General features: G+C 62.5%; 21 protein-coding genes and 1 pseudogene. 17 read left to right on the forward strand and 5 right to left on the reverse strand.

Annotated features, from left to right (window positions below; genetic code table 11):
• Positions 1-67 precede the first annotated feature (67 nt).
• The 6 genes from MESOP_RS28240 to MESOP_RS28265 all read left to right on the forward strand — a co-directional run bounded on the left by MESOP_RS28240 (position 68) and on the right by MESOP_RS28265 (position 6,686).
• Complete coding sequence (locus MESOP_RS28240; protein ID WP_174324786.1) at positions 68-865, forward strand: DUF427 domain-containing protein; 798 nt, start codon at positions 68-70, stop codon at positions 863-865.
• A gap of 89 nt (positions 866-954) precedes the next feature.
• Entirely contained in the window at positions 955-1,719 is a 765-nt protein-coding gene (locus MESOP_RS28245) for an SDR family oxidoreductase (RefSeq protein ID WP_013896764.1), read from the forward strand.
• 446 nt (positions 1,720-2,165) lie between these two features.
• Positions 2,166-3,140, forward strand: a complete 975-nt coding sequence (locus MESOP_RS28250; protein WP_013896765.1) for an ABC transporter substrate-binding protein — start codon at positions 2,166-2,168, stop codon at positions 3,138-3,140.
• 75 nt (positions 3,141-3,215) lie between these two features.
• Positions 3,216-4,295 carry a quaternary amine ABC transporter ATP-binding protein gene (locus MESOP_RS28255; RefSeq protein WP_013896766.1) on the forward strand — a complete coding sequence of 360 codons (1,080 nt, stop codon included), beginning with the start codon at positions 3,216-3,218 and terminating at the stop codon, positions 4,293-4,295.
• Positions 4,292-6,271 (forward strand): ABC transporter permease, encoded by a 1,980-nt coding sequence (locus MESOP_RS28260; RefSeq protein WP_013896767.1) that lies wholly within the window; start codon positions 4,292-4,294, stop codon positions 6,269-6,271. Before MESOP_RS28255 ends, MESOP_RS28260 begins: the two co-directional genes overlap by 4 nt.
• Positions 6,272-6,308: 37 nt before the next feature.
• The gene (locus MESOP_RS28265) at positions 6,309-6,686 is read left to right on the forward strand and encodes a GFA family protein (RefSeq protein ID WP_013896768.1); all 378 of its coding nucleotides are present in this window, start codon (positions 6,309-6,311) and stop codon (positions 6,684-6,686) included.
• 21 nt (positions 6,687-6,707) lie between these two features.
• Here MESOP_RS28265 and MESOP_RS28270 read toward each other — a convergent pair whose 3' ends face one another.
• The gene (locus tag MESOP_RS28270) at positions 6,708-8,066 is read right to left on the reverse strand and encodes an NAD(P)-binding domain-containing protein (protein WP_013896769.1); all 1,359 of its coding nucleotides are present in this window, start codon (positions 8,064-8,066) and stop codon (positions 6,708-6,710) included.
• Positions 8,067-8,324: 258 nt separating this feature from the next.
• Here MESOP_RS28270 and MESOP_RS28275 point away from each other — a divergent pair, with 258 nt between their 5' ends.
• Positions 8,325-9,041, forward strand: a complete 717-nt coding sequence (locus MESOP_RS28275) for a helix-turn-helix domain-containing protein (RefSeq protein WP_013896770.1) — start codon at positions 8,325-8,327, stop codon at positions 9,039-9,041.
• Positions 9,042-9,190: 149 nt separating this feature from the next.
• Positions 9,191-9,561: pseudogene (locus MESOP_RS28280) on the forward strand (endonuclease domain-containing protein).
• Positions 9,562-9,683: 122 nt separating this feature from the next.
• Here MESOP_RS28280 and MESOP_RS28285 read toward each other — a convergent pair.
• From MESOP_RS28285 to MESOP_RS28300, 4 genes are read right to left on the reverse strand one after another with little or no spacing between them, the layout of a single operon-like run.
• Positions 9,684-10,724: a heme-dependent oxidative N-demethylase family protein gene (locus MESOP_RS28285; RefSeq protein WP_013896771.1), complete on the reverse strand. Its 1,041-nt coding sequence runs from the start codon at positions 10,722-10,724 to the stop codon at positions 9,684-9,686.
• A 9-nt stretch (positions 10,725-10,733) separates the two neighbouring features.
• Positions 10,734-11,699, reverse strand: a complete 966-nt coding sequence (locus MESOP_RS28290) for a PDR/VanB family oxidoreductase (protein WP_013896772.1) — start codon at positions 11,697-11,699, stop codon at positions 10,734-10,736.
• Entirely contained in the window at positions 11,696-12,292 is a 597-nt protein-coding gene (locus tag MESOP_RS28295) for a dimethylamine monooxygenase subunit DmmA family protein (protein WP_013896773.1), read from the reverse strand. The genes MESOP_RS28290 and MESOP_RS28295 overlap by 4 nt, the downstream gene beginning before the upstream one ends.
• Positions 12,293-12,330: 38 nt before the next feature.
• Positions 12,331-13,464 (reverse strand): aminomethyl transferase family protein, encoded by a 1,134-nt coding sequence (locus MESOP_RS28300; protein ID WP_013896774.1) that lies wholly within the window; start codon positions 13,462-13,464, stop codon positions 12,331-12,333.
• 286 nt (positions 13,465-13,750) lie between these two features.
• Between MESOP_RS28300 and MESOP_RS28305 the strand changes: the two genes are divergently transcribed.
• The 9 genes from MESOP_RS28305 (at position 13,751) to MESOP_RS28345 (ending at position 20,157) form a co-directional block, all read left to right on the forward strand.
• Positions 13,751-14,038: a hypothetical protein gene (locus tag MESOP_RS28305; protein ID WP_013896775.1), complete on the forward strand. Its 288-nt coding sequence runs from the start codon at positions 13,751-13,753 to the stop codon at positions 14,036-14,038.
• Positions 14,039-14,049: 11 nt separating this feature from the next.
• Positions 14,050-14,427, forward strand: a complete 378-nt coding sequence (locus MESOP_RS28310) for a hypothetical protein (RefSeq protein WP_013896776.1) — start codon at positions 14,050-14,052, stop codon at positions 14,425-14,427.
• Between the two features lie 33 nt (positions 14,428-14,460).
• Positions 14,461-14,622, forward strand: coding sequence for a hypothetical protein (locus tag MESOP_RS34170; RefSeq protein ID WP_013896777.1), 162 nt, complete (start codon positions 14,461-14,463; stop codon positions 14,620-14,622).
• A 14-nt stretch (positions 14,623-14,636) separates the two neighbouring features.
• Positions 14,637-16,043: an APC family permease gene (locus MESOP_RS28320; protein WP_013896778.1), complete on the forward strand. Its 1,407-nt coding sequence runs from the start codon at positions 14,637-14,639 to the stop codon at positions 16,041-16,043.
• A 45-nt stretch (positions 16,044-16,088) separates the two neighbouring features.
• On the forward strand, positions 16,089-16,778 hold the full coding sequence (locus tag MESOP_RS28325) for a hypothetical protein (RefSeq protein ID WP_013896779.1): 690 nt from the start codon (positions 16,089-16,091) through the stop codon (positions 16,776-16,778).
• On the forward strand, positions 16,775-17,104 hold the full coding sequence (locus tag MESOP_RS28330; protein WP_013896780.1) for a hypothetical protein: 330 nt from the start codon (positions 16,775-16,777) through the stop codon (positions 17,102-17,104). The genes MESOP_RS28325 and MESOP_RS28330 overlap by 4 nt, the downstream gene beginning before the upstream one ends.
• An 85-nt stretch (positions 17,105-17,189) precedes the next feature.
• Positions 17,190-18,086 carry a class II glutamine amidotransferase gene (locus MESOP_RS28335; protein ID WP_013896781.1) on the forward strand — a complete coding sequence of 299 codons (897 nt, stop codon included), beginning with the start codon at positions 17,190-17,192 and terminating at the stop codon, positions 18,084-18,086.
• A gap of 4 nt (positions 18,087-18,090) precedes the next feature.
• Complete coding sequence (locus MESOP_RS28340) at positions 18,091-18,822, forward strand: GltB/FmdC/FwdC-like GXGXG domain-containing protein (protein ID WP_013896782.1); 732 nt, start codon at positions 18,091-18,093, stop codon at positions 18,820-18,822.
• A gap of 6 nt (positions 18,823-18,828) precedes the next feature.
• Positions 18,829-20,157: an FMN-binding glutamate synthase family protein gene (locus tag MESOP_RS28345; protein ID WP_010914750.1), complete on the forward strand. Its 1,329-nt coding sequence runs from the start codon at positions 18,829-18,831 to the stop codon at positions 20,155-20,157.
• The last annotated feature ends 59 nt before the right edge of the window (positions 20,158-20,216 follow it).

Consider the following 20,216-nt stretch of genomic DNA (forward strand, 5'->3'; position numbering starts at 1 on the left):
CAAGACAAGAAGACGGGAGACTACCATTCGCAAGCCTCATTTGCGCGGTCGCGGACCGCATTTCCCCTTGCTCGACACCATCGTGCAGTATGAGTTCGAGCCGGGCTACGTCGCCTTCACCATGCCGATGCAGAAGCGGCTGCGCGTGCAGGTCGGATCGATGATCGTCGCCGACACGACCAAGGCGCTGGTGCTCTACGAGAGCGACCATTTGCCGGTCTACTACTTCCCGCTGAGCGACGTGCGCGAGGAGTTCCTGCTGCCCAGCACGACGACGACCGAGAGCCCGTTCAAGGGTGTGGCGACGCACTATTCGCTCAATACCGGTATCACGCTGGTCGAGGATGCCGCCTGGCGCTACCTCGACCCGGTCAAGGGATCGCCGCTGCTGTCGGATTACATGTCCTTCTACTGGCCCAAGATGACGCATTGGTATGAGGAGGACGAAGAAATCTTCGTGCACGCCCGCGATCCGTTCCGCCGCGTCGACTGCCTGCCCTCCTCGCGACGGGTGCAGGTCATCCTCGACGGCGAACAGGTCGCCGATTCACGCCGTGGCGTGTTCCTGTTCGAGACCGGCCATCCGGTGCGCCACTACCTGCCGATCTCCGACACGCGGCTCGATATGTTCGCGCCCAGCCGCTACATCTCACGCTGCCCCTACAAGGGCCTCTCCAACTACTATCACGTGACGACCGGCAAGAAGCGGCACGAGAACATGGTCTGGTATTATCCGGAGCCGGTGCACGAGGCCGAGCGCATCAAGGGGCTGGTCTGCTTCCACCACGAACTGGTCGACAAGATCCTGGTCGACGGCGTCGAAATCCCGAAGGAGGCCACGGCTGCTTCGGACGGATATTTCTGAGCCTTGCGAACTGCAACCCGCTTGGGCCCACAGGACGCTTGATCGAAGCATGGTACAACGCATACCTTCCCTGAGCAGGGAGGGGTATGATGGATCTTTTCAAACTGGACGGCGATGTCGCACTGGTTACTGGCGCGGGCAGCGGCATAGGCCAGGCAATCGCGATCGGACTGGCCGAGGCCGGCGCCGACGTCGCCTGTTTCGGCCATGCGTCGAAGGGCGGGCTGGACGAAACAGCGCAGCGGATCACCGCACTTGGCCGCAGGGCGCTGGTATTGACCGGCACGGTGACATCGGAGAGCGACCTCGCAGCCGCGATCGATCGTGTCGAGGCTGAACTCGGTGCGCTGACGGTTGCGGTCAACAATGCCGGCATTGCCGGTTCCGAACCTGCCGAAACACTGTCGCTGGAGACGTGGCGGAAGGTGCACGAGGTCAATGTCGCCGGCGTGTTCCTGTCCTGCCAGGCCGAGGCGCGCAAGATGCTGACGCGGCGCAAGGGCTCGATCATCAACATCGCCTCGATGTCGGGCACCATCGTCAATCGCGGGCTGACGCAGGCGCATTACAATTCCTCGAAAGCCGCCGTCATCCACATGTCGAAGAGCCTCGCCATGGAGTGGGCTGATCGCGGCCTGCGCGTCAATGCCGTCAGCCCGGGCTACACGCTGACGCCCATGAACAAGCGGCCGGAGGTCGCTGAAGAGATCAAGATCTTCAAGCGGGACACGCCCATGGGTCGAATGGCGACACCAGAGGAAATGGTCGGGCCGACAGTGTTCCTGGCCAGTCGCGCATCGAGCTTCGTCACCGGCCTCGACCTGATCGTCGATGGCGGCTACGTCTGCTGGTAGGAATGCCCGGCGGTCAGGTCGGTCTTCGCCTGCAGTCTGAATTTATGCATCTCGCGAAGCCTTAGTCGTTGCGCGCGATGAACGTTGGTATATATAATTTCATCCTATGAAACGGCCGTGGCGAGAAGGGGCTTGCCGCGCCGACAGCCGAGATCATGGAACCTTGATGGCTTGCACCGTGCAGGGCGCCGCAGGAGTGGCAATTGATCCGCAGGTGATCGCTCCCGAAGCGATCCGTCGGCAGCCATGACGCTGACCCTCCCGGCATATTTCATCACCCCCAATTCAGCACAATCTCGCCTGCGCCGGCTTTGGCCGCGTCAGAGCGGCAACGGCCTTGCGCAACGACAGGTCTTTCCAACACAATCAGGGAAAGACCCAGAACGGCAGAAAAAGACGCAAGAAGGGAACGAACGATAACCGTCACAGCTTGAAGGAGAACAAGCATGTCACTTCGCAGTAGAATTTCGAAACTATCGCTGGGCGCCGTGGCGCTGGCGACGCTGAGCCTACTGACGCCTTCCGCCAAAGCCGCGGCACCGGAATCCAACGACCCGATCAAGATCGCGCTGTTCGACTGGACCAGCGTCAACCTCAACGCCAAGATCCTTGGCGGCATTCTCGAAAAGCTCGGCTACACCGTCGAATATCCGACGGCTGACTACCTCTCCAGCCTCACCACCGGTCTCACCAATGGCGACCTCGATGTCGGCCTGGAGTTCTGGGACACGACCGCCGGCGAGGCCATGAAGGCCTCCGATGCGACCGGCCAGACCGAACGGCTCGGCAAGCTCGGTCCGAAGGCCAAGGAAGAGTGGTGGTTCCCCGAATACATGAAGGAGAAATGCCCCGGCCTGCCCAACTGGGAAGCGCTGAAGGACCCGAAATGCGCCGAGGCCTTCTCGACGGCAGAGACCGCGCCGAAGGGCCGTTATCTCGGCGGCCCGGTGACTTGGGAAGGCTTTGACGACGAACGCGTCGAGGCGTTGAAGCTGCCCTTCACCGTCATCCACGCCGGCACCGATGCGGCGATGTTCGCGGAACTCGATTCAGCCTATCAGCGCAAGGCGCCGATCATGCTGTGGATATATTCACCACATTGGGCACCGGCCAAGTACAAGGGCGAGTGGGTGCAATTCCCCGAATACACGCCCGAATGCTACAACGACCCGAAATGGGGCGTGAACCCGGACGCCAAATATGACTGCGGCAAGCCGCATGGCGAGATCTGGAAATACTCCTGGTCCGGCATGAAGGACAAATGGCCGGTCGCCTACAAGGTGGCCAAGGCCTACACGGTCGACACCGACGAGCTCAACAAGATGAGCGGCGAGATCGACCTCGACGGCAAGACGCCGGAAGATGTCGCCGCCGCCTGGATCGCGGCCCATGAGTCAGATTGGAAAGCCTGGGCGCAGTGACCGTTCCGACTGGAAGGAGACCCGGCCGTCCGATCGGCCGGGCCTCCATGGTCGATGTTCCAGAAGGACGATTGGATGACGGATGGGACTGAACAGGGGGCGGTTCAACCGGGTACGGATGGCCGCCCGGTAAAACTTGCCTGTCGCAATGTCTGGAAACTGTTCGGGGCGAACGCGGCCAATTTCATCCGCGAGCGCGACGGCAAAGCCAGCATGGCCGACGTCACTGCCGCCGGCCTGGTCGGCGCGGTGCGCGCCGTCGATCTCGAGATCCGCCAAGGCGAGATCTTCATCATCATGGGCCTGTCCGGCTCCGGCAAGTCGACGCTGGTGCGCTGCATGTCGAGGCTGGTCGAGCCGACCCATGGCAAGGTCGAATTCGAGGGCAAGGACCTGCTCAAGATTTCCGACGCGGCCCTCATCGAGCTCAGGCGCCATCGCATGGGCATGGTGTTCCAGAATTTCGCGCTGCTGCCGCATCTCAACGTGCTCGACAACATCGCCTTTCCCTTGAGCATCCAGGGGCAGGATCGGGCGACGCGCGAGGCGCGGGCCCGAGAGGTGATCGAGCTCGTCGGTCTGCGCGGCCGCGAGCATTTCTATCCGCGCGAGCTTTCCGGCGGCCAGCAGCAGCGTGTCGGCATCGCCCGGAGTCTCGCGACAAAACCGGAAATCTGGTTCCTCGACGAGCCGTTCTCCGCACTCGATCCGCTGATCCGCCGCGAGATGCAGGATGAGCTGATGCGGCTGCAGACCATGCTGCATAAGACCATCGTCTTTATCACCCATGATTTCGATGAAGCCATCCGGCTGGCCGACCGCATTGCCATCATGAAGGACGGCGAGGTTATCCAGATCGGCACGCCGGAGGAGCTGGTGGTCAATCCGGCAACCGACTACGTCGCCGAGTTCACGCGCGACGTCGACCGTGCCAAGGTGATTTCGGCCCGCGGCCTGATGCGCGCCTGCGATGGATCGGAGCACGGCGGCACGGTTGCGCCGGAAGCCAAGATCGCCAGCTTCTCGGCCGACATCGTGTCCTCCGGCAAGCCGTTCGCGGTGGTCAACGGCACCGGCAAACCGATCGGCGAAGTGACGCCGCAAGCGGTGATCGAGCTGCTGGCCGGCATCGAGCGTTCCGGGGTCGGCGGATGACCGTCACGGCAAGCGCCAGCGAGGCAAGGCTGCCCGTTCAGCGGTGGCTGGCGATCTGGGCGCTCGCGCTGGCCGCCGTGCTGGTGCTGTTCCTGCTGCAGGACAACCTGCCCTGGGCTGTGAATTACCCGGCCAGCGCCATCGTGCCGGTCGCCGACTGGGTCAGCGCTCTGATGCGCTGGATCAAGTCGAACCTGTCGTGGCTGACCCGCTCGATCACCGCCGTGCTCGGCGTGCCGCTCGACTTCGCGCTCAATCTCCTCGCCAAGAGTTTCAAAATCGGCCATGGCGCGGACGTCTCTGTGCTGCCGCGGCTGTCCTGGATTGGCGTGTGTGCTGCCGCCTTCATCGCCGGGCATGCCGCCGGCGGCAGAAAACTCGGGCTGCTGGTCGGCGGCTGCTTTCTTTACATCGCGCTGTTCGGCCAATGGACCAGCGCCATGCTGACGCTGGCGCTGATCTCCATCGCCGTGCCGTTCTGCATCGTGACCGGGCTGTTCGCAGGCATCTGGGCGTGGCGCAAGCCATGGGCCGAGAGGCTCATCGTCTCCCCTGCCCTGGACCTGATGCAGACCATCCCGACCTTCGCCTACCTCATCCCGATGCTGCTACTGTTCGGCAACAGCCCGGTGTCCGCGATGATCGCCACCGCTATCTTCGCCACGCCGCCGATGGTGAGGGCGACGATGCTGGGCCTGTCGCGGGTGCCGTCCGAGATCGACGATTTCAGCGAGATGGCCGGCTGCACGGCGCGGCAGAAACTGTGGCGCGTGCTGTTGCCCTCGGCACGGCCGACGCTGATGGTCGGCGTCAATCAGGTGATCATGCTGGCGCTCAACATGGTGATCATCGCCTCGATGATCGGCGCCGGCGGCCTCGGCTACGACGTGCTCCTGGCGTTGCGCGCCCTGAAGGTCGGCGAGGCGATGGAAGCCGGCCTCGCGATCGTCGCACTGGCCATCGCGCTCGACCGGCTGAGCCAGGCCATCGCCCACAAGCAGGCAAAGGGCAATATCCATCAGCAGGCGGGCCCGAGCTTCTGGCGGCGCTATCCCAATCTGACCCTGGCCATCGCCATCCTTGCCGTCACCACGCTGATCGGCCTGTTCGTGCCGGCCTTCGCGGCGGTGCCGAAGGCGATCACCTTCACCACGGCGCCGTTGTGGAAGGCGGCGGTGAACTGGGTCACCATCAACTTCTTCGACACGATCGAAGCGTTTCGCGTGGCGCTGATCCTCAATGTGCTGAACCCGGTGCGCGCCTTCTGCGAAGGCTTTCCGTGGCTGGGTGCGGTATTGCTGCTCGGCCTTGCCGGCTATCAGCTTTCAGGTTTGAGGCTGGCTGCCCTGGTCGCAGCGCTGACCGCTTTCTGCGCGGTCACAGGCCTGTGGGAGAAGACCATGGCAACGGTCTATCTTTGCGGCATCTCGGCCTTCATCGCCTGCCTGATCGGCATTCCGATCGGCCTGATGGCCGCGCGCAGCGACCGCTTCGAGAAGATCGTCACGCCCGTCATCGACACGCTGCAGGTGCTGCCGTCCTTCTGCTTCATCATCCCGGTGGTGATGCTGTTCCGCGTCGGCGACGTCACCGCGATGATCGCCACGATCGCTTTCGCCGTGGTGCCGGCCATCCGCTACACCAATCACGGCATCAGGCAAGTGCCGCCGGCGCTGATCGAGGCGGCCAAGGTTTCGGGCTGCACGCCGCGCCAGACGTTTTTCCGTGTGCAATTGCCGCTCGCGCTTCCCGAAATCATGCTCGGCGTCAACCAGACGATCCTGATGGCGCTGGCGATGATCATCATCTGCGCCATGGTCGGCACCCGCGACCTCGGCCAGGAGGTGTTCATCGCGCTGTCGAAGGCCGATTCCGGCCGCGGCATCGTCGCCGGCCTCGCCATCGCCTTCATCGGCATCGTCGCCGACCGGCTGTTCAATGCCTGGACGGCGAAGGCACGGGCGAGACTGGGGTAATACTCAACCGCCAATACCGCCAAAAGGAGAGAAGAGAATGACCAGCAGGGTAGCCAGCTGCACCTGCGGACAATTGCAGATACATTGCCCGCAAGAGCCGATCCTGGTGTCGCTTTGCCATTGCCTCGACTGTCAGCGGCGGACCGGCAGCCCGTTTGGCATCGCGGCCTTCTTCGACGCCGCGGCGACCGAGATCCGGGGCCAATCGAAGACATTCCAACGCGATTCCGACAGCGGCTTCCCGATCAGCTTCCATTTCTGCGGAACGTGCGGGTCTACCGTGTTCTGGTATCCGTCACGAAAACCGGAGGCGGTCGCCGTGGCCGTCGGCTGTTTCGCCGATCCGTCCTTCCCGGCGCCGACAAAGTCAGTCTACGACAAGCGCCGCCACGGCTGGGTCATTGTGCCAAGCTGACGCCAAAGCCTCCTGGGGCCACTACTCGGCCGCGACGCCTTTCACCTCGAGATAGCTCTCCATCGAATCGTCCAGCGCCTGCAGCCAAGGCGTATGGTGCAGCGGTGCCATGGTGCCGGTCATCAGCGAGCGGTAGGCGTGGTCGCGGAAGCCCATGATGTTCTCCGCCTTGTGGTGCTCCCATTCCATGAAGGTCTGGTTGACCGCCTCGACATCGAAGCCCGGATAATCGGTCTGGTCCATCAGCTCCTTGGTGTAGTCGCCCTGGAACCAGATCATCTGCTCGGCGTCTTCGAGCGTCTCCTCTCGCGCCCGCCATTTGGCGCCGTGCTCGGCCATCGCCTCGGCCGACGGCAGCTTGATACGGCCCATGATGACGTCGCGGGCGAACCAGGCCTGCGCGTCGAACATGTTGAAGGTGTAGAACTGGTCCTGCATGCCGATGTAGGAGAGTTGCGGGTTCTTCTCCCAGACGACGCCTTCATAGAGGTCGAGCGGCCACATGCGGTTGGCGGTCTTGAGCTTCAGATCGTCGGTCAGGAACGGGAAGGAATGCAGGTAGCCGGTGCAAAGAATGATGGCGTCGACATCCTTGGTCGAGCCGTCCTTGAAATGTGCGGTCTTGCCGACGACCTTCTGTAAGAGCGGCACTTCTTTCCAATTCTCCGGCCATTTGAAGCCCATCGGCTTGGAGCGGTAGCTGGAGGTAATCGATTTCGCGCCATATTTGTAGCATTGCGAACCGATGTCCTCGGCCGAATAGGAGCGGCCGATGATCAGGATGTCCTTGCCCTTGAATTCCATGGCGTCGCGGAAATCGTGGCTATGCAGGATGCGGCCGTTGAAGGTGGAGAAGCCTTCGAAATACGGGACATTGGGCACCGAGAAATGCCCGGAGGCGACGACGACATTGTCGAACTCTTCCGAATAGGTGACGTCGTTGGTGCGGTCATGCGCGGTGACGGTGAATTTCTTGGTCTCGTCCGAGAACGTCACCATGCGCACCGGGCTGTTGAAGCGCACCCATTTGCGCAGGCCCGACTTCTCGACGCGGCCCTTGATGTAGTCCCAGAGCACGGCGCGCGGCGGATAGGAGCCGATCGGCCGGCCGAAATGCTCCTCGAAAGTGTAGTCGGCGAACTCCAGGCACTCCTTCGGTCCGTTCGACCAGAGGTAGCGGTACATCGAGCCGTGCACCGGATCGCCATGCTCGTCGAGGCCGGTGCGCCAAGTGTAGTTCCACAGGCCGCCCCAGTCGGACTGCTTTTCGAAGCAGACGATCTCGGGAATGTCGGCGCCCTTGTCTTCAGCCGATTTGAAGGCCCTGAGCTGGGCCAGACCGGACGGGCCGGCTCCGATGACGGCAACGCGAGTGTTCATTCCGGGCCTCCTCTTCTTGATTTCCCCAGCGAAACAAATTTCACTGACAGGACAGTAATTGGCGCTTCGGTGCTGTCAACAGACATCTGCGGGAACTGCATTTGCGCACAATGGATTCCTGGCGAAAAACTTGCGGCGGCCGCGATCGCCGGACTGGCGCGTGCGACATAAGATGGCTTGCCGTCGCGGTTGCGCTCCTGTATCGGCACCTGACATGTTCACCTTGAGTGAAATGAATCTTCTGGTTCGGGGGGCGAGATGGCGAAGACAATTTCCGATTCCAAGGCCGGTCCAGGACCCGTAAAGGCAAAACCGTCGCCCAAGGTTTCGGCGGACGGCAAGACCATCCGGGCGCCGCTGACGCAAAACCCGCATGCCATTCGCGACACCCGCGAGAAAGTGCTGGAGGTGGCGATCGGCCGCGAGGTGCGGGCGTTCCGCAAGAAGCTTGGCATCACGGTCGCCGATCTGGCGGTCGCCACCGACATTTCGCTCGGCATGCTGTCGAAGATCGAGAACGGCATCACCTCGCCGTCACTGACCACCTTGCAGGCGCTGTCACGCGCGCTCGGCGTTCCGGTGACAGCCTTCTTCCGCCGCTTCGAGGAGGAGCGCAGTGCGGTCTTCGTCAAGGCCGGCCAGGGGTTGGACGTCGAGCGCCGCGGCACCCGCGCCGGCCACCAGTACAATCTGCTCGGCCATATCGGCTCCAACACCAGCGGCGTCGTCGTCGAGCCCTATCTGATCACGCTGACCGAGGATTCCGATGTGTTCCCGACCTTCCAGCACGAGGGCATGGAGTTCCTCTACATGCTGGAGGGCGAAGTCGTGTACCGGCACGGCAGCAACCTCTACCCGATGAAACCCGGCGACAGCCTGTTCTTCGACGCCGATGCGCCGCATGGGCCGGAGCAGCTGACGAAGCTGCCGATGCGGTACCTGTCGATTATTTGCTATCCACAGAGCGCGGGTTGAGCGGAGCTCGATCTTCCCATGGTCCCGGGAGGATCGGCGGCTCGCGACGGTCTCTTTTGCAGCATTGACGGTTGGCGAAGGCCGAAGTGACATTCGATCTCCCCCCTTGAGGGGGAGATGTCCGGCAGGACAGAGGGGGGCGAACCGCGATGACGCATAATCTGGTGTCCGCCAACAATCGCCGCAATTCACGCAGGATGCGCAAGGTGATGACCGATGCCGAACTCAAGCTTTGGAACGCGATCAGGGCACACAGGCTGATGGGACTGGGGTTTCGGCGCCAGATGCCTATCGCTGGCCATATCGCCGATTTTGCATGCCCGGATAAAAAGCTGATCATCGAGCTTGATGGGTCCAGCATGGCCAGGCGGAAACGTCGGAATCGGACGCTGTAAGAACCGCCAAGTTTGAAGCGCTTGGCTGGACGGTCCTGCGCTTCTGGAACGACGATGTCATTCGCGATATCGACAATGTCTGCCAGCACGTCGTGATTGTGGCTGGGCTAAGCGACGCGTCGTGAGCATCGCGGAAGCGGGACATTGGGCAGGGCCGGCGCTCTACGGCGCCCCCCTCTGCCCTGCCGGGCATCTCCCCCTCTTGGGGGGAGATTGGCTGATTTGGGGCAGCGCCGACATCAGTTATTCAATCCGGGCCAAACCCCGCGCTCGTCGGGCTCCCATCATCCAGCTTTGACAGCCACTCCACCAGCGTCGGCCTATACCGCGTCAGGCCCTTGTAGTTGGCCAGTTCATCGGGCAGCTCGCGGATGACGCGGTGCAGGCGGCGTGCCCATTTCGGCTGTGTCACCAACTCGTCCATCTTGATCAGATAGCAGCGGATCGGGAAGACGATGCCGTTCGAGCGTGGCAGGCGCCAGAAGCTTTGCAACTCAACCCGCAGATGCACCTTGTCGCCGACATTCTCCGGCGTCACCGTCGCCCGGTCCGGACCCCATTTGTGGTAGTTCTCCGGGCTGGTGTCGAGGCGCGGATTGATGGTCATCGTCCAGTTCAGCCGCCTTGCCGGCTTGCCCTGCTGGATGTTGGTGAGAAACTTCAGCGCCCTGACGAAAATCCCTTTCTCGTGCGCCAGCGGCACCGGCGCGTGCCACTCGAAGAAATTCATGCCGATGTCGAAGTCGAGCGACCAATCGGCCTGGGTGGTGACCATGCCGGCATCCATCCACAGATTGCCGTCGCGCTGGTCGAGGATGCAGAAATCGCCCTGGCTCTGGCGGGTGATGTATTCCATCGGTCCGTAAGGCAAGGTCGAGGTGTCGCCGAAGGTGAAGGTGTCGTCGATGCCGAGCGGCCGGTTGATCCAGCGCCAGCGGTCGCCGTCGCGGGTCAGCGTGAAATGTTCGGGATAGCCCAGCGCCTGCTGCTCCATCAGGAGTTCCAGCAGGTCCCAGCCGGCGAGCGTCATGTGCGGCAGCGATTGGCAGCGCAGCGGATCCTCGGCCAGCACCAGCGCGCGGTCCTCCATCTCGGCGACATAGTGCTCGTCGACGTCGATCAGGTTCTCCAGCACGCTGCCCTTCGGACCCACGACATGCGGCTCGATGTTGACGGCGTACATGTAGCTGTCTTCGTGGAACGGGAACGGGAACCGCCTGATGTGCTCAGGGCTGTTCTTGAAGGTGAAGTCGTCGCGGAACGTTTCCTTGCGAAAGGTGATGCCCATCTTCGCCTCCTATCTTTCCAGGACCAGCGATTTGCCCTCGAAGCGCGACACGCACGGCATGATCTTGCAGCCGGAACGGTGGTCTTCCTCGCTCAGCCAGTGGTCGTTGTGGATGAACTTGCCGTCGGATGAGATGACATTGGTTTCGCACTGGCCGCAGACGCCGCCGCGGCAGAGATAGGGCGGATCGACGCCGGCCGCCTCGATTGCTTCCAAGAGGCTCTGCTGCTCGCCGACCCGGATCGCCTTGCCGCTGACGGCCAGGGTCACATCGAAGGGCAAGCCGGGCTGGGGTGCCGCGAAATGCTCGAAATGCACGGTCTCCGACGGCCAGCCCAGGCTTGCCGCGCGGTCGCGCACCCAGTTTATCATGCCGGCCGGGCCACAGACGTAGAGATGCGTGCCGAGCGGCTGCGAGGACAAGAGCCGGTCGAGATCGATGCGCTCCTCGCGGTCGTCATGATAGAGCTGGACCCTGCGACCGTAGCGCTGCTGCAGGACATCGGCATAGGTGCCGAGCGAGGCGGTGCGGCAGGTGTAGTGCAGCTCGAAATTGCCGCCCTCCCCCGCCAGTTGCGCGGTCTGCGCCATGAACGGCGTGATGCCGATGCCACCGGCCAGCATCAGATGCTTCTTCGCCCTGAGGTCGAGCGAGAACAAGTTGACGGGATAGCTGATCACCATCTCCAGGCCCGGCCTGACATTGCGGTGCATGAACAGCGAGCCGCCACGGCCGACATCGTCGCGGCGCACCGAGATCGTGTACTCGCGTGTGTCGAGCGGCGAGCCCATCAGCGAATAGGGATTGAGCCTTGTGCGCTCGCCATCGCGCATCTCGACCACGACATGGGCGCCGCCGGAGAAGGTCGGCAGCAATTCACCGTCGCGCCGCCGGAAATGAAAACGGGTGACGAGGTCGTTGACCGGGACGACATCGCTGACCACGACATCGAGCTTGGTGGTGCCGGTGCTCATGGGAAAGCCTCCTCCATTGGAGGAATTTCCGAGCGATCCTCGGCATTGATGCAGACGCCCTGGAAGGCGGCGAGGCGCCGGGAATAATGATCGCGCACCAGAAGCAGCAGGCCGCAATGCGCGCAGGTTGCCGGCTGCGTCGTCACATTCTCAGTGATGCCCTTGCAATGGACGCACTGCATGCGCCGTGCCAGCGAGCCGCGATGTTCTGTTTGCATCGAAGTGTGATCGATGCCGGCTTCCAGCGCCACCTGCATCGCCTGGCCGATCAGGCCTTCGGTGCCGGCGAGGTAGAGGCGCAGGCCCATATGGGCGTTGGCCAAGGTATGCCTGAGCCTCGGCAGCAGGCTGGCGAAGGACGGCGCCTGGTGAAACTTCGCCGGCTTCAGCGCCTCGAGGGCGGCGACGTGCTTGCCATTGGGACCGGGGATGAAGACGATCTCGGCATCGTCGAAAAACCCGGCCGGGGCTCTTGCGGCCATGTCTGAAATAGCGAGCGCCCCTTCGGCATCGGCGATGAAAAGATGGTGCTTGCCGGGCTGCGGAGAAAGCGTTCCGTAGACCGGCCGGCTGATGATGCTTTTGGCTGCCATTTACGTCTTCGTGCCTCGAACCCCTCGCTGTTGATGCCTCAGCCTTTCGCCGTGCGCTTGGTCTTCTTGGGATCATCGAACGGCAATGGCTGCGCCGTCGCCTTGATCGATCCGCTCTTGTTGCGGATTTCGAGCCTGGTGTCCTTGACGGCGCAGTCGACATCGAGGCGGGCGATGCCCATCGATTTCTCGACCAGCGGCGAATACATGGCGCAGGTCACCACGCCGACCTTTTTGCCGTCGCGGTAGACCGGCGCGCCCTCATCCGCCGGCTCCTTGCCGTCGAGCAGCACGCCATAGATCTTGAAGCGCTCCCTGCCCTTCAGGCGATAGTGCTCCTCGGCGCCGCGAAAACCGGTTTTGCCGGGGCTGACGGTAAAGTCGAGGCCGAGTTCCCACAGCGTATCGCCGGGGCCCTCGTTCTCGAACGGGTATTTTTGCGAATTGTCGTAGGGGTAGAAGAGCAGATAACTTTCCACCCGCAGCATGTCGAGCGTGGTGAAGCGGCAGGGAATGATGCCGGCGCTCTTGCCCTCCTCGAGGATCCTGTCCCAGATCGTGCCCGCATCCTGGCCACGGCAGAAGATCTCGTAGCCGCGCTCGCCGGTGTAGCCGGTGCGGGAAATCATCACCGGAAAACCGAACAGCTGCGTCTGCATGTGATGGAAGTAGTTGAGATCACGGATGCCCGGAACATGCTTGGCGAGATAGTCGACCGCGGCCGGCCCTTGCAGCGACAAATCATGCAGATTGTCGTCGAAGCGCAACGACACGTCCCTGCCCATCGCGGCGCGCTGCAATTCCTCATGGCCAGTGCCCGAGCCGTGCACCACCATCCAGGCGTTCGGACCGGTACGGTAGAGGATGCAGTCGTCGGTGAATTTTCCCGCCTCGTTCAGCATGCAGGCATAGGCCGATTTGCCGGGATAGATCTTTTCGACATCGCGCGTGGTGGCAAGATCGATAAGATGCGAGGCGTGCGGCCCGGTGATGTGGACCTTCTTGAGGCCCGACACATCCATCAGCCCAGCCTTGGTGCGGATGGCGATGTATTCCTCGTCGGCGTCCTTGTCGTAGGTCCAGGCGGTCCCCATGCCGCTCCAGTCTTCGAGCTTCGAACCCAGCGCGCGATGGCGATCCGCCAGGGTCGAAAATCTCCAGGATGCCGTCATCCGCTCGTCCTCCGTTCAAAAATCCATTGTTCCCTGCTCCTTGGCGCGGAGGCCGGAGCTTTGGGTTGAATATTGACCGCAAACGCGGGAGAGCCGCAATCCCCTGAATGCAAATAATTTCATTGTCAGGCAAAATCGACCGACCCAACCAAACGGTTAACTCTGCGTAAATTCGTCTTGACAATTGCGGAAATCGGCCTGAATTTATGAAAAAAATTTCACTCTCTTGAAAGAGAGCGGCGCGCGGAGGAATTGGAGACCGTTCGCCGGAAAAAGGGGAAAACCGATGTCAGACCTGCAGCCGCGCATCGAGGCGCTGTATCGTTCCGACTTGCGCGGATCCGCGCTACTGATCATCTGCCTATGGGCGACGATCCTCTTCGTCCTTTTCATGACATGGCCATACATTCCGCACGGCGGCATCAAGGCCGTCGTCGCGATTGCCGCCGCCGCCGTGCTGATCTTCAACACGGCCGCCATCCTGGCGATGGTCAAACACTACAAGGAAGACAAGGAATTCATCTACGGGCTCGACATCAAGAACGCCGACGCGGCCCGCAACAGCAACTCCTGAGGATCAAGAACATGCCGCGCTACACGCCGCCGGAGCAGAGCAAGGCCGGGCAAGTCTTCGATATCGCCGTCGTTGTGGTCGCCATCTTCGTGGCCTTGTGGCTGCCGCTGAAGCTCGGCCTTGCCGGTGCCGCGAAATCCATCGACGCGCTCGACGCCAAGACATGGGAAGCGCTCGGCCAGAATCCGACCATGGCTTCAATCTGGGAAAAGCTCGGCTATACGCCGGAGACCGCGCACGACATCATCCAGAACCGCTTCCACTACATCATCGACTGGCCGACGCTGATCGTCATGGCAGCGGTCCTGATCGGCTATTTCGTGTTCTTGTTCCGGGCATCCGACCGCGAATATCGCGATGTCATCAACGAGAAGTTCGACGACAAATAAAAGTTTCGACGACGAGCAATCGGGGGCACGATCATGTGGGTGGCACTCTCTTACGCATGCTGGGGCATCTCGATCGTGCTCGCGCTGTGGATGCTTTACGACTGGTTCAAGGTCGATACGACCTACTCCGAGGACGTTCTGACCTCGTCGCGCGAAGGCGAGCTTGAAGCCGTCTCCGAAAAACACCGTATCTGAGTGGGGATTGATCGATGACCGCCGCGGTTGAGAATACCATCACCACCACCATTCACGGCGACCGGGTATCGCTGCTGAGGGTACTCGGCCCGGCCCATGTCTGGGCGCTCGGCGTCGGCATCGTCCTGGTCGGCGAATTCACCGGCTGGAACTTCTCCGCCGACAAGGGCGGCGCGCTGGCAGCCCTGATCGTCTGCTGGGTGGTCGGGTTGCTCTACACCTCGGTCGCCATGATCGATTCCGAGGTGACGTCGACGGTCGCCGCCGCCGGCGGCCAGTATGCGCAGGCCAAGCACATCGTCGGACCGCTGATGGCCTTCAACGTCGCGCTGTTCCTGGTCTTTGCCTATACGATGCTGGAAGTGTCCGATGCCATCCTGCTTGGCGACACCATCGTCGCCAAGGCCGGCGTCGAAGGGCTCACCCACAATTCCTTCATCGCCGCCACCATCGTGGTGCTGGCATGGCTGAACTACCGCGGCGTGCTGATGACGCTCAACGTCAATTTCGTCATCACGGCGATCGCCTATATCTCGATCGTCATCCTGTTCTTCTCGGTCAGCCCGTGGACGCAAGGCGCCGTGCTGAAGCTCAACGAGCTGGTCACCCCCGGCAATGCGCTGCCCTATGGCTGGATCGGCGTCATCGCCGCCTTCCAGTTCGGCATCTGGTATTATCTCGGCATCGAAGGCACGACGCAGGCCGCCGAGGAAGTGCGCTCGCCAGCCCGCTCGCTGCCCTACGGAACCATGGCCGGCATGATCACGCTTCTGATCGCGGCCGCCATGACCTGGTATGTCTGCGCCTCGCTGATGCCCTGGGAATATCTCGGCATCACCTATTACCCGCTATGGGACGCGGGCAAGCTGACCGGCAGCCCGCTGCTGGAAAACCTGTTGTTCGTCGCCACGCTGCTTGCAGCGCTGGCATCGGCCAACGGTTGTATCAACGATGCTGCCCGCGCGTGGTTCTCGCTTGGCCGCGACCGCTATCTGCCGAGCTGGTTCTCGGCCGTGCATCCGAAATACCGCACACCCTACCGTTCGATCCTGTTCCTGCTGCCGATCGCGCTGGCCTTCGCCTTCATCGCCGACCTCAACCAGGCGATCACCTTCTCGATCCTGTCGGGTGTGCTGCAATACACTTTCATGAGCATCAACATCATGATGTTCCGCAAGAAGTGGCCGCTGGGCTCGATCCGCCGCGGCTACACCCACCCCTTCCACCCGCTGCCGGCGATCGTGCTGTTCTGCCTGTGCGTGGTGACCTTCTTCGCCATCTTCCTCGGCTTCGGCTCGCAGCTGATCGCTATGGTCGCCTTCTACTTCCTGATCTCGCTGTGGTTCCATTTCTACCGCTACAAATTCGTGCGGCGCGGCGAACAGTTCACCATGCCGTGGCCAAAACCGCAGGGCTATTGATGGGAGAAGGTCCGTCCGGATCCCGGGCGGACCTGGCATGACAACATGTCCGAGGTGACGTCAGCACTGCTCGCCGGGGTAATTGTCCTGGCTCTCGTCCTTCACCTTGCGTGGCTGGCGCGCCGCAGCCGCAAGAGAGATTTAGCGACCCTCGCCGGCGAAGAGGCCCGCGTTCGCGCCGTCATTGCCGACGCGGCCAATGTCTCGGACGGCACCGTCGGCGTCATCACCTGGGAAGGCTCGTGGAACGGCCAGCGCGTTCAGCTGCGCACCATTGTCGATACGCTGGCGACAAGAAAGCTGCCGGCGCGCTGGCTCAGCGTCTCGCTCACAGAAATGGTCGCGGTTCCAGCCATTTTCGACATGATGATGCGGCCGGGCTCGCCGACGACGTTCTCCAATTTCGATCACCTCGAGCATACGCTGCCCAAGGCTCCTGGATTTCCAGCCGAGGCAATCCTGCGCACCGACAAGAGAGGCGCGCGTTTTCCGCAGAGCCTCATCGCCAGCCATATCGAGATCTTCACCGAAGGACGCGCCAAGGAATTGCTGATCACGCCGAACGGGGTGCGCATCGTCTGGCTGCTGGCCGAGGCCGAGCGGGCCCGTTACGGTGTTTTCCGGCAAGCCGAATTTGGCGGCACGGCACTCGATCCGGCGCTGATCGAAAGGCTGCTGGTGTCGATGTCGGCGCTTCGCGATGCCATCAACAGACATGAACGGCAGGCCGCATGACCGACTCCACCACCATTTCCGCCCCGACCAATCCCTACCTTGTTCTCGGCGCCGCAATCCTGTTGCCGGCAAGTGGACATGTCATTCTCGGCGTGCCGGTGCGTGGCCTGCAGTTTCTCTTCTTCATGGTGATCCTGGCGTGGGTGACCGCCAAGATCGCGCCGCCCGACGCCAGCTTCATCGGCCGCCATGCCGGCGGTGTCCTGATCTACGCGCTGTCCATCCTCGACGCCTACAAGCTCGCCCGGGTCCGCCATGCGCTTTGGGTTCACAAGACCCGCGACAGAGGCGATGACCCACAAGGCGGCATTGCGCCGCATATGTAACTAGAGGAAAATTTTTTTCATACGATTGAATTTAGGACATTCATTCGATACATCATTTCGGAGCCACAAACGTCGGGAGGCTGACATGTGCGGAATCGTCGGACTTTTCTTGAAGGACAAGGCGCTGGAGCCGAAGCTCGGCGCCATGCTGTCGGAAATGCTGGTCTCGCTCAGTGATCGCGGCCCCGACAGCGCAGGCATTGCAATCTATGGCGCGCCGTCAGGCAACGAGGCCAAGATCACCATCCAGTCAGCCAAGCCGGAACACGATTTCCGCGGCCTTGAAGCCGACCTTGCCAAGGCTATCGGCGCGCCGGTGAAAATCGCCGTGAAATCGACTCACGCCGTCGTCAGGACCGAGCCCGCCAAGATCGACCAAGCACGCGAGGCCATCCAGGCCCTGCGTCCCGATATTCGCATCATGGGCGCCGGCGACGTCGTCGAGATCTACAAGGAAGTCGGCCTGCCGGAAGCGGTCGTCGACCGCTTCGACGTCCGCAAGATGACCGGCACGCATGGCATCGGCCACACCCGCATGGCGACGGAATCGGCGGTGACGACGATGGGCGCGCACCCATTCTCGACCGGCGCCGACCAGTGCCTGGTGCACAATGGCTCGCTGTCCAACCACAACAATGTCCGCCGCGAGCTGATCCGCGAAGGCATGAAATTCGAGACCGAGAACGATACCGAGGTGGCGGCCGCCTATCTCTCATCGCAGATGGCGCATGGCAAGAACCTGGGCGAGGCGCTGGAGGGCACGCTCTCCGACCTCGACGGCTTCTTCACCTTCGTCGTCGGCACCAAGAACGGCTTTGGCGTGGTACGCGATCCGATCGCCTGCAAGCCCGCCGTGATGGCCGAGACCGACCAGTATGTCGCCTTCGGTTCGGAATATCGCGCGCTGACCAAACTGCCCGGCATAGACAATGCGAGGGTCTGGGAACCGGAACCCGCAACCGTCTATTTCTGGGAGCATTGAATTCATGCCGGCAATTAACCTTTCAAAGACGGCGGCGAGCGACCACGCCTCTCGGGTGTTCGACCTCGACCAGATGTCGCTGCGCGAGCTCAACCAGGCGCTGCACAATCTGGCTCCCGGCTCGAACGAGACCGCCTGGGAAGTGTTGAACCCGAAAGGCAGCCATTCCGTCGCCGTCGGCGTCGATCAGCCTGTCACCATCGATGTGCGCGGCAGCGTCGGCTACTATTGCGGCGGTATGAACTCCGGCAGCGCCATCACCGTGCATGGCTCGGCCGGCCCCGGCGTCGGCGAGAACATGATGTCGGGCTCGATCACCATCAAGGGCGATGCCAGCCAGTATGCCGGCGCCACCGGCAAGGGTGGCCTGCTGGTCATCGAGGGCAACGCCTCGTCGCGCTGCGGCATCTCGATGAAGGGCATCGACATCGTCGTGCATGGCAATATCGGCCACATGTCGGCCTTCATGGCACAATCAGGCAATCTGGTGGTGCTGGGCGATGCCGGCGACGCGCTGGGCGATTCCATCTACGAGGCGCGCCTGTTCGTGCGCGGCAACGTCGGCAGCCTGGGCGCCGACTGCATCGCCAAGGAGATGCGGCCCGAACATCTGCAATTGCTGCAGGGGCTGCTCGACCGCGCCGGCATCACCGGCGTCAAGCCGTCTGAGTTCAAGCGCTATGGCTCGGCGCGCACCCTCTACAATTTCAATATCGACAACGCCGACGCGTATTGAGGCAGCATGACCTATCGCAACCCGCCGACGACGCCGCGCAAATCCGCGACCTTCGACGACTACACGCTTTCCGAAATCCGCCGCGCCGCGGCGACCGGCATCTATGACATCCGTGGCGCCGGCGCCAAGCGCAAGCTGCCGCATTTCGACGATCTCCTGTTCCTTGGCGCCTCGATCTCGCGCTATCCGCTCGAAGGCTATCGCGAACGCTGCGACACCAGCGTGGTGCTGGGTTCGCGTCATGCCAAGAAGCCGATCGAACTGAAAATCCCGATCACCATCGCCGGCATGAGCTTCGGCTCGCTGTCGGGTCCAGCCAAGGAGGCGCTCGGGCGCGGCGCAACACTGTCCGGCACCTCGACCACGACCGGCGACGGCGGCATGACCGAGGAGGAGCGCGGCCATTCCAAGCAGCTGGTCTATCAATATCTGCCGTCGCGTTACGGCATGAACCTGCGCGACCTGCGTCGCGCCGACGCGATCGAAGTCGTGGTCGGCCAAGGCGCCAAGCCGGGCGGCGGCGGCATGCTGCTTGGCCAGAAGATTTCCGATCGCGTCGCCGAGATGCGCACGCTGCCCAAAGGCATCGACCAGCGTTCGGCCTCGCGCCACCCCGACTGGACGGGCCCGGACGATCTCGAGATCAAGATCCTGGAATTGCGCGAAATCACCGACTGGGAAAAACCGATCTACGTCAAGGTCGGCGGCGCCCGGCCCTATTACGATACAGCGCTTGCGGTGAAGGCCGGCGCCGATGTCGTCGTGGTCGACGGCATGCAGGGCGGCACCGCGGCAACCCAGGAAGTGTTCATCGAAAATGTCGGCCAGCCGACGCTTGCCTGCATCAGGCCGGCGGTACAGGCGCTGCAGGATCTCGGCATGCACCGCAAGGTGCAGCTGATCGTCTCGGGCGGCATCCGCAACGGCGCCGATGTCGCCAAGGCGCTCGCATTGGGCGTCGATGCGGTCTCGATCGGCACGGCAGCGCTTGTCGCGCTCGGCGACAATGATCCGCGCTGGGAGGCGGAGTACAACGAACTCGGCACGACGGCCGGCGCCTATGACGACTGGCATGAGGGTCGCGACCCGGCCGGCATCACCACGCAGGACCCGGAACTGATGAAGCGGGTCGATCCGGTGGCCGCCGGCCGTCGGCTGGCGAACTACCTCAAGGTGATGACGCTCGAGGCCCAGACCATCGCCCGCGCCTGCGGCAAGAACAGCCTGCACAATCTCGAACCCGAGGACCTCGTTGCACTGACGATCGAGGCAGCCGCCATGGCCGGCGTGCCGCTGGCCGGCACCAACTGGATACCGGGGAAGAACGGCTTCTAATCAACGAAGGGCCGAAGGCCCTATGCTCTAGGGCCAACAATCGACAAAATGGGGAACTT

This window comes from Mesorhizobium opportunistum WSM2075 (assembly GCF_000176035.2).
GTDB lineage: Bacteria > Pseudomonadota > Alphaproteobacteria > Rhizobiales > Rhizobiaceae > Mesorhizobium > Mesorhizobium opportunistum.

What these genes read in the sequence shown, in the direction of transcription:
- MESOP_RS28295 (WP_013896773.1), bottom strand. Translation starts at nt 12,292, where the DNA reads ATGGCAGCCAAAAGCATCATCAGCCGGCCGGTCTACGGAACGCTTTCT.
- MESOP_RS28325 (WP_013896779.1), top strand. Translation starts at nt 16,089, where the DNA reads ATGTCCGAGGTGACGTCAGCACTGCTCGCCGGGGTAATTGTCCTGGCT.
- MESOP_RS28245 (WP_013896764.1), top strand. Translation starts at nt 955, where the DNA reads ATGGATCTTTTCAAACTGGACGGCGATGTCGCACTGGTTACTGGCGCG.
- MESOP_RS28285 (WP_013896771.1), bottom strand. Translation starts at nt 10,724, where the DNA reads ATGGGCATCACCTTTCGCAAGGAAACGTTCCGCGACGACTTCACCTTC.
- MESOP_RS28305 (WP_013896775.1), top strand. Translation starts at nt 13,751, where the DNA reads ATGTCAGACCTGCAGCCGCGCATCGAGGCGCTGTATCGTTCCGACTTG.
- MESOP_RS28250 (WP_013896765.1), top strand. Translation starts at nt 2,166, where the DNA reads ATGTCACTTCGCAGTAGAATTTCGAAACTATCGCTGGGCGCCGTGGCG.
- MESOP_RS28330 (WP_013896780.1), top strand. Translation starts at nt 16,775, where the DNA reads ATGACCGACTCCACCACCATTTCCGCCCCGACCAATCCCTACCTTGTT.
- MESOP_RS34170 (WP_013896777.1), top strand. Translation starts at nt 14,461, where the DNA reads ATGTGGGTGGCACTCTCTTACGCATGCTGGGGCATCTCGATCGTGCTC.
- MESOP_RS28260 (WP_013896767.1), top strand. Translation starts at nt 4,292, where the DNA reads ATGACCGTCACGGCAAGCGCCAGCGAGGCAAGGCTGCCCGTTCAGCGG.
- MESOP_RS28270 (WP_013896769.1), bottom strand. Translation starts at nt 8,066, where the DNA reads ATGAACACTCGCGTTGCCGTCATCGGAGCCGGCCCGTCCGGTCTGGCC.
- MESOP_RS28290 (WP_013896772.1), bottom strand. Translation starts at nt 11,699, where the DNA reads ATGAGCACCGGCACCACCAAGCTCGATGTCGTGGTCAGCGATGTCGTC.
- MESOP_RS28335 (WP_013896781.1), top strand. Translation starts at nt 17,190, where the DNA reads ATGTGCGGAATCGTCGGACTTTTCTTGAAGGACAAGGCGCTGGAGCCG.
- MESOP_RS28300 (WP_013896774.1), bottom strand. Translation starts at nt 13,464, where the DNA reads ATGACGGCATCCTGGAGATTTTCGACCCTGGCGGATCGCCATCGCGCG.
- MESOP_RS28340 (WP_013896782.1), top strand. Translation starts at nt 18,091, where the DNA reads ATGCCGGCAATTAACCTTTCAAAGACGGCGGCGAGCGACCACGCCTCT.
- MESOP_RS28255 (WP_013896766.1), top strand. Translation starts at nt 3,216, where the DNA reads ATGACGGATGGGACTGAACAGGGGGCGGTTCAACCGGGTACGGATGGC.
- MESOP_RS28320 (WP_013896778.1), top strand. Translation starts at nt 14,637, where the DNA reads ATGACCGCCGCGGTTGAGAATACCATCACCACCACCATTCACGGCGAC.
- MESOP_RS28310 (WP_013896776.1), top strand. Translation starts at nt 14,050, where the DNA reads ATGCCGCGCTACACGCCGCCGGAGCAGAGCAAGGCCGGGCAAGTCTTC.
- MESOP_RS28275 (WP_013896770.1), top strand. Translation starts at nt 8,325, where the DNA reads ATGGCGAAGACAATTTCCGATTCCAAGGCCGGTCCAGGACCCGTAAAG.
- MESOP_RS28345 (WP_010914750.1), top strand. Translation starts at nt 18,829, where the DNA reads ATGACCTATCGCAACCCGCCGACGACGCCGCGCAAATCCGCGACCTTC.
- MESOP_RS28265 (WP_013896768.1), top strand. Translation starts at nt 6,309, where the DNA reads ATGACCAGCAGGGTAGCCAGCTGCACCTGCGGACAATTGCAGATACAT.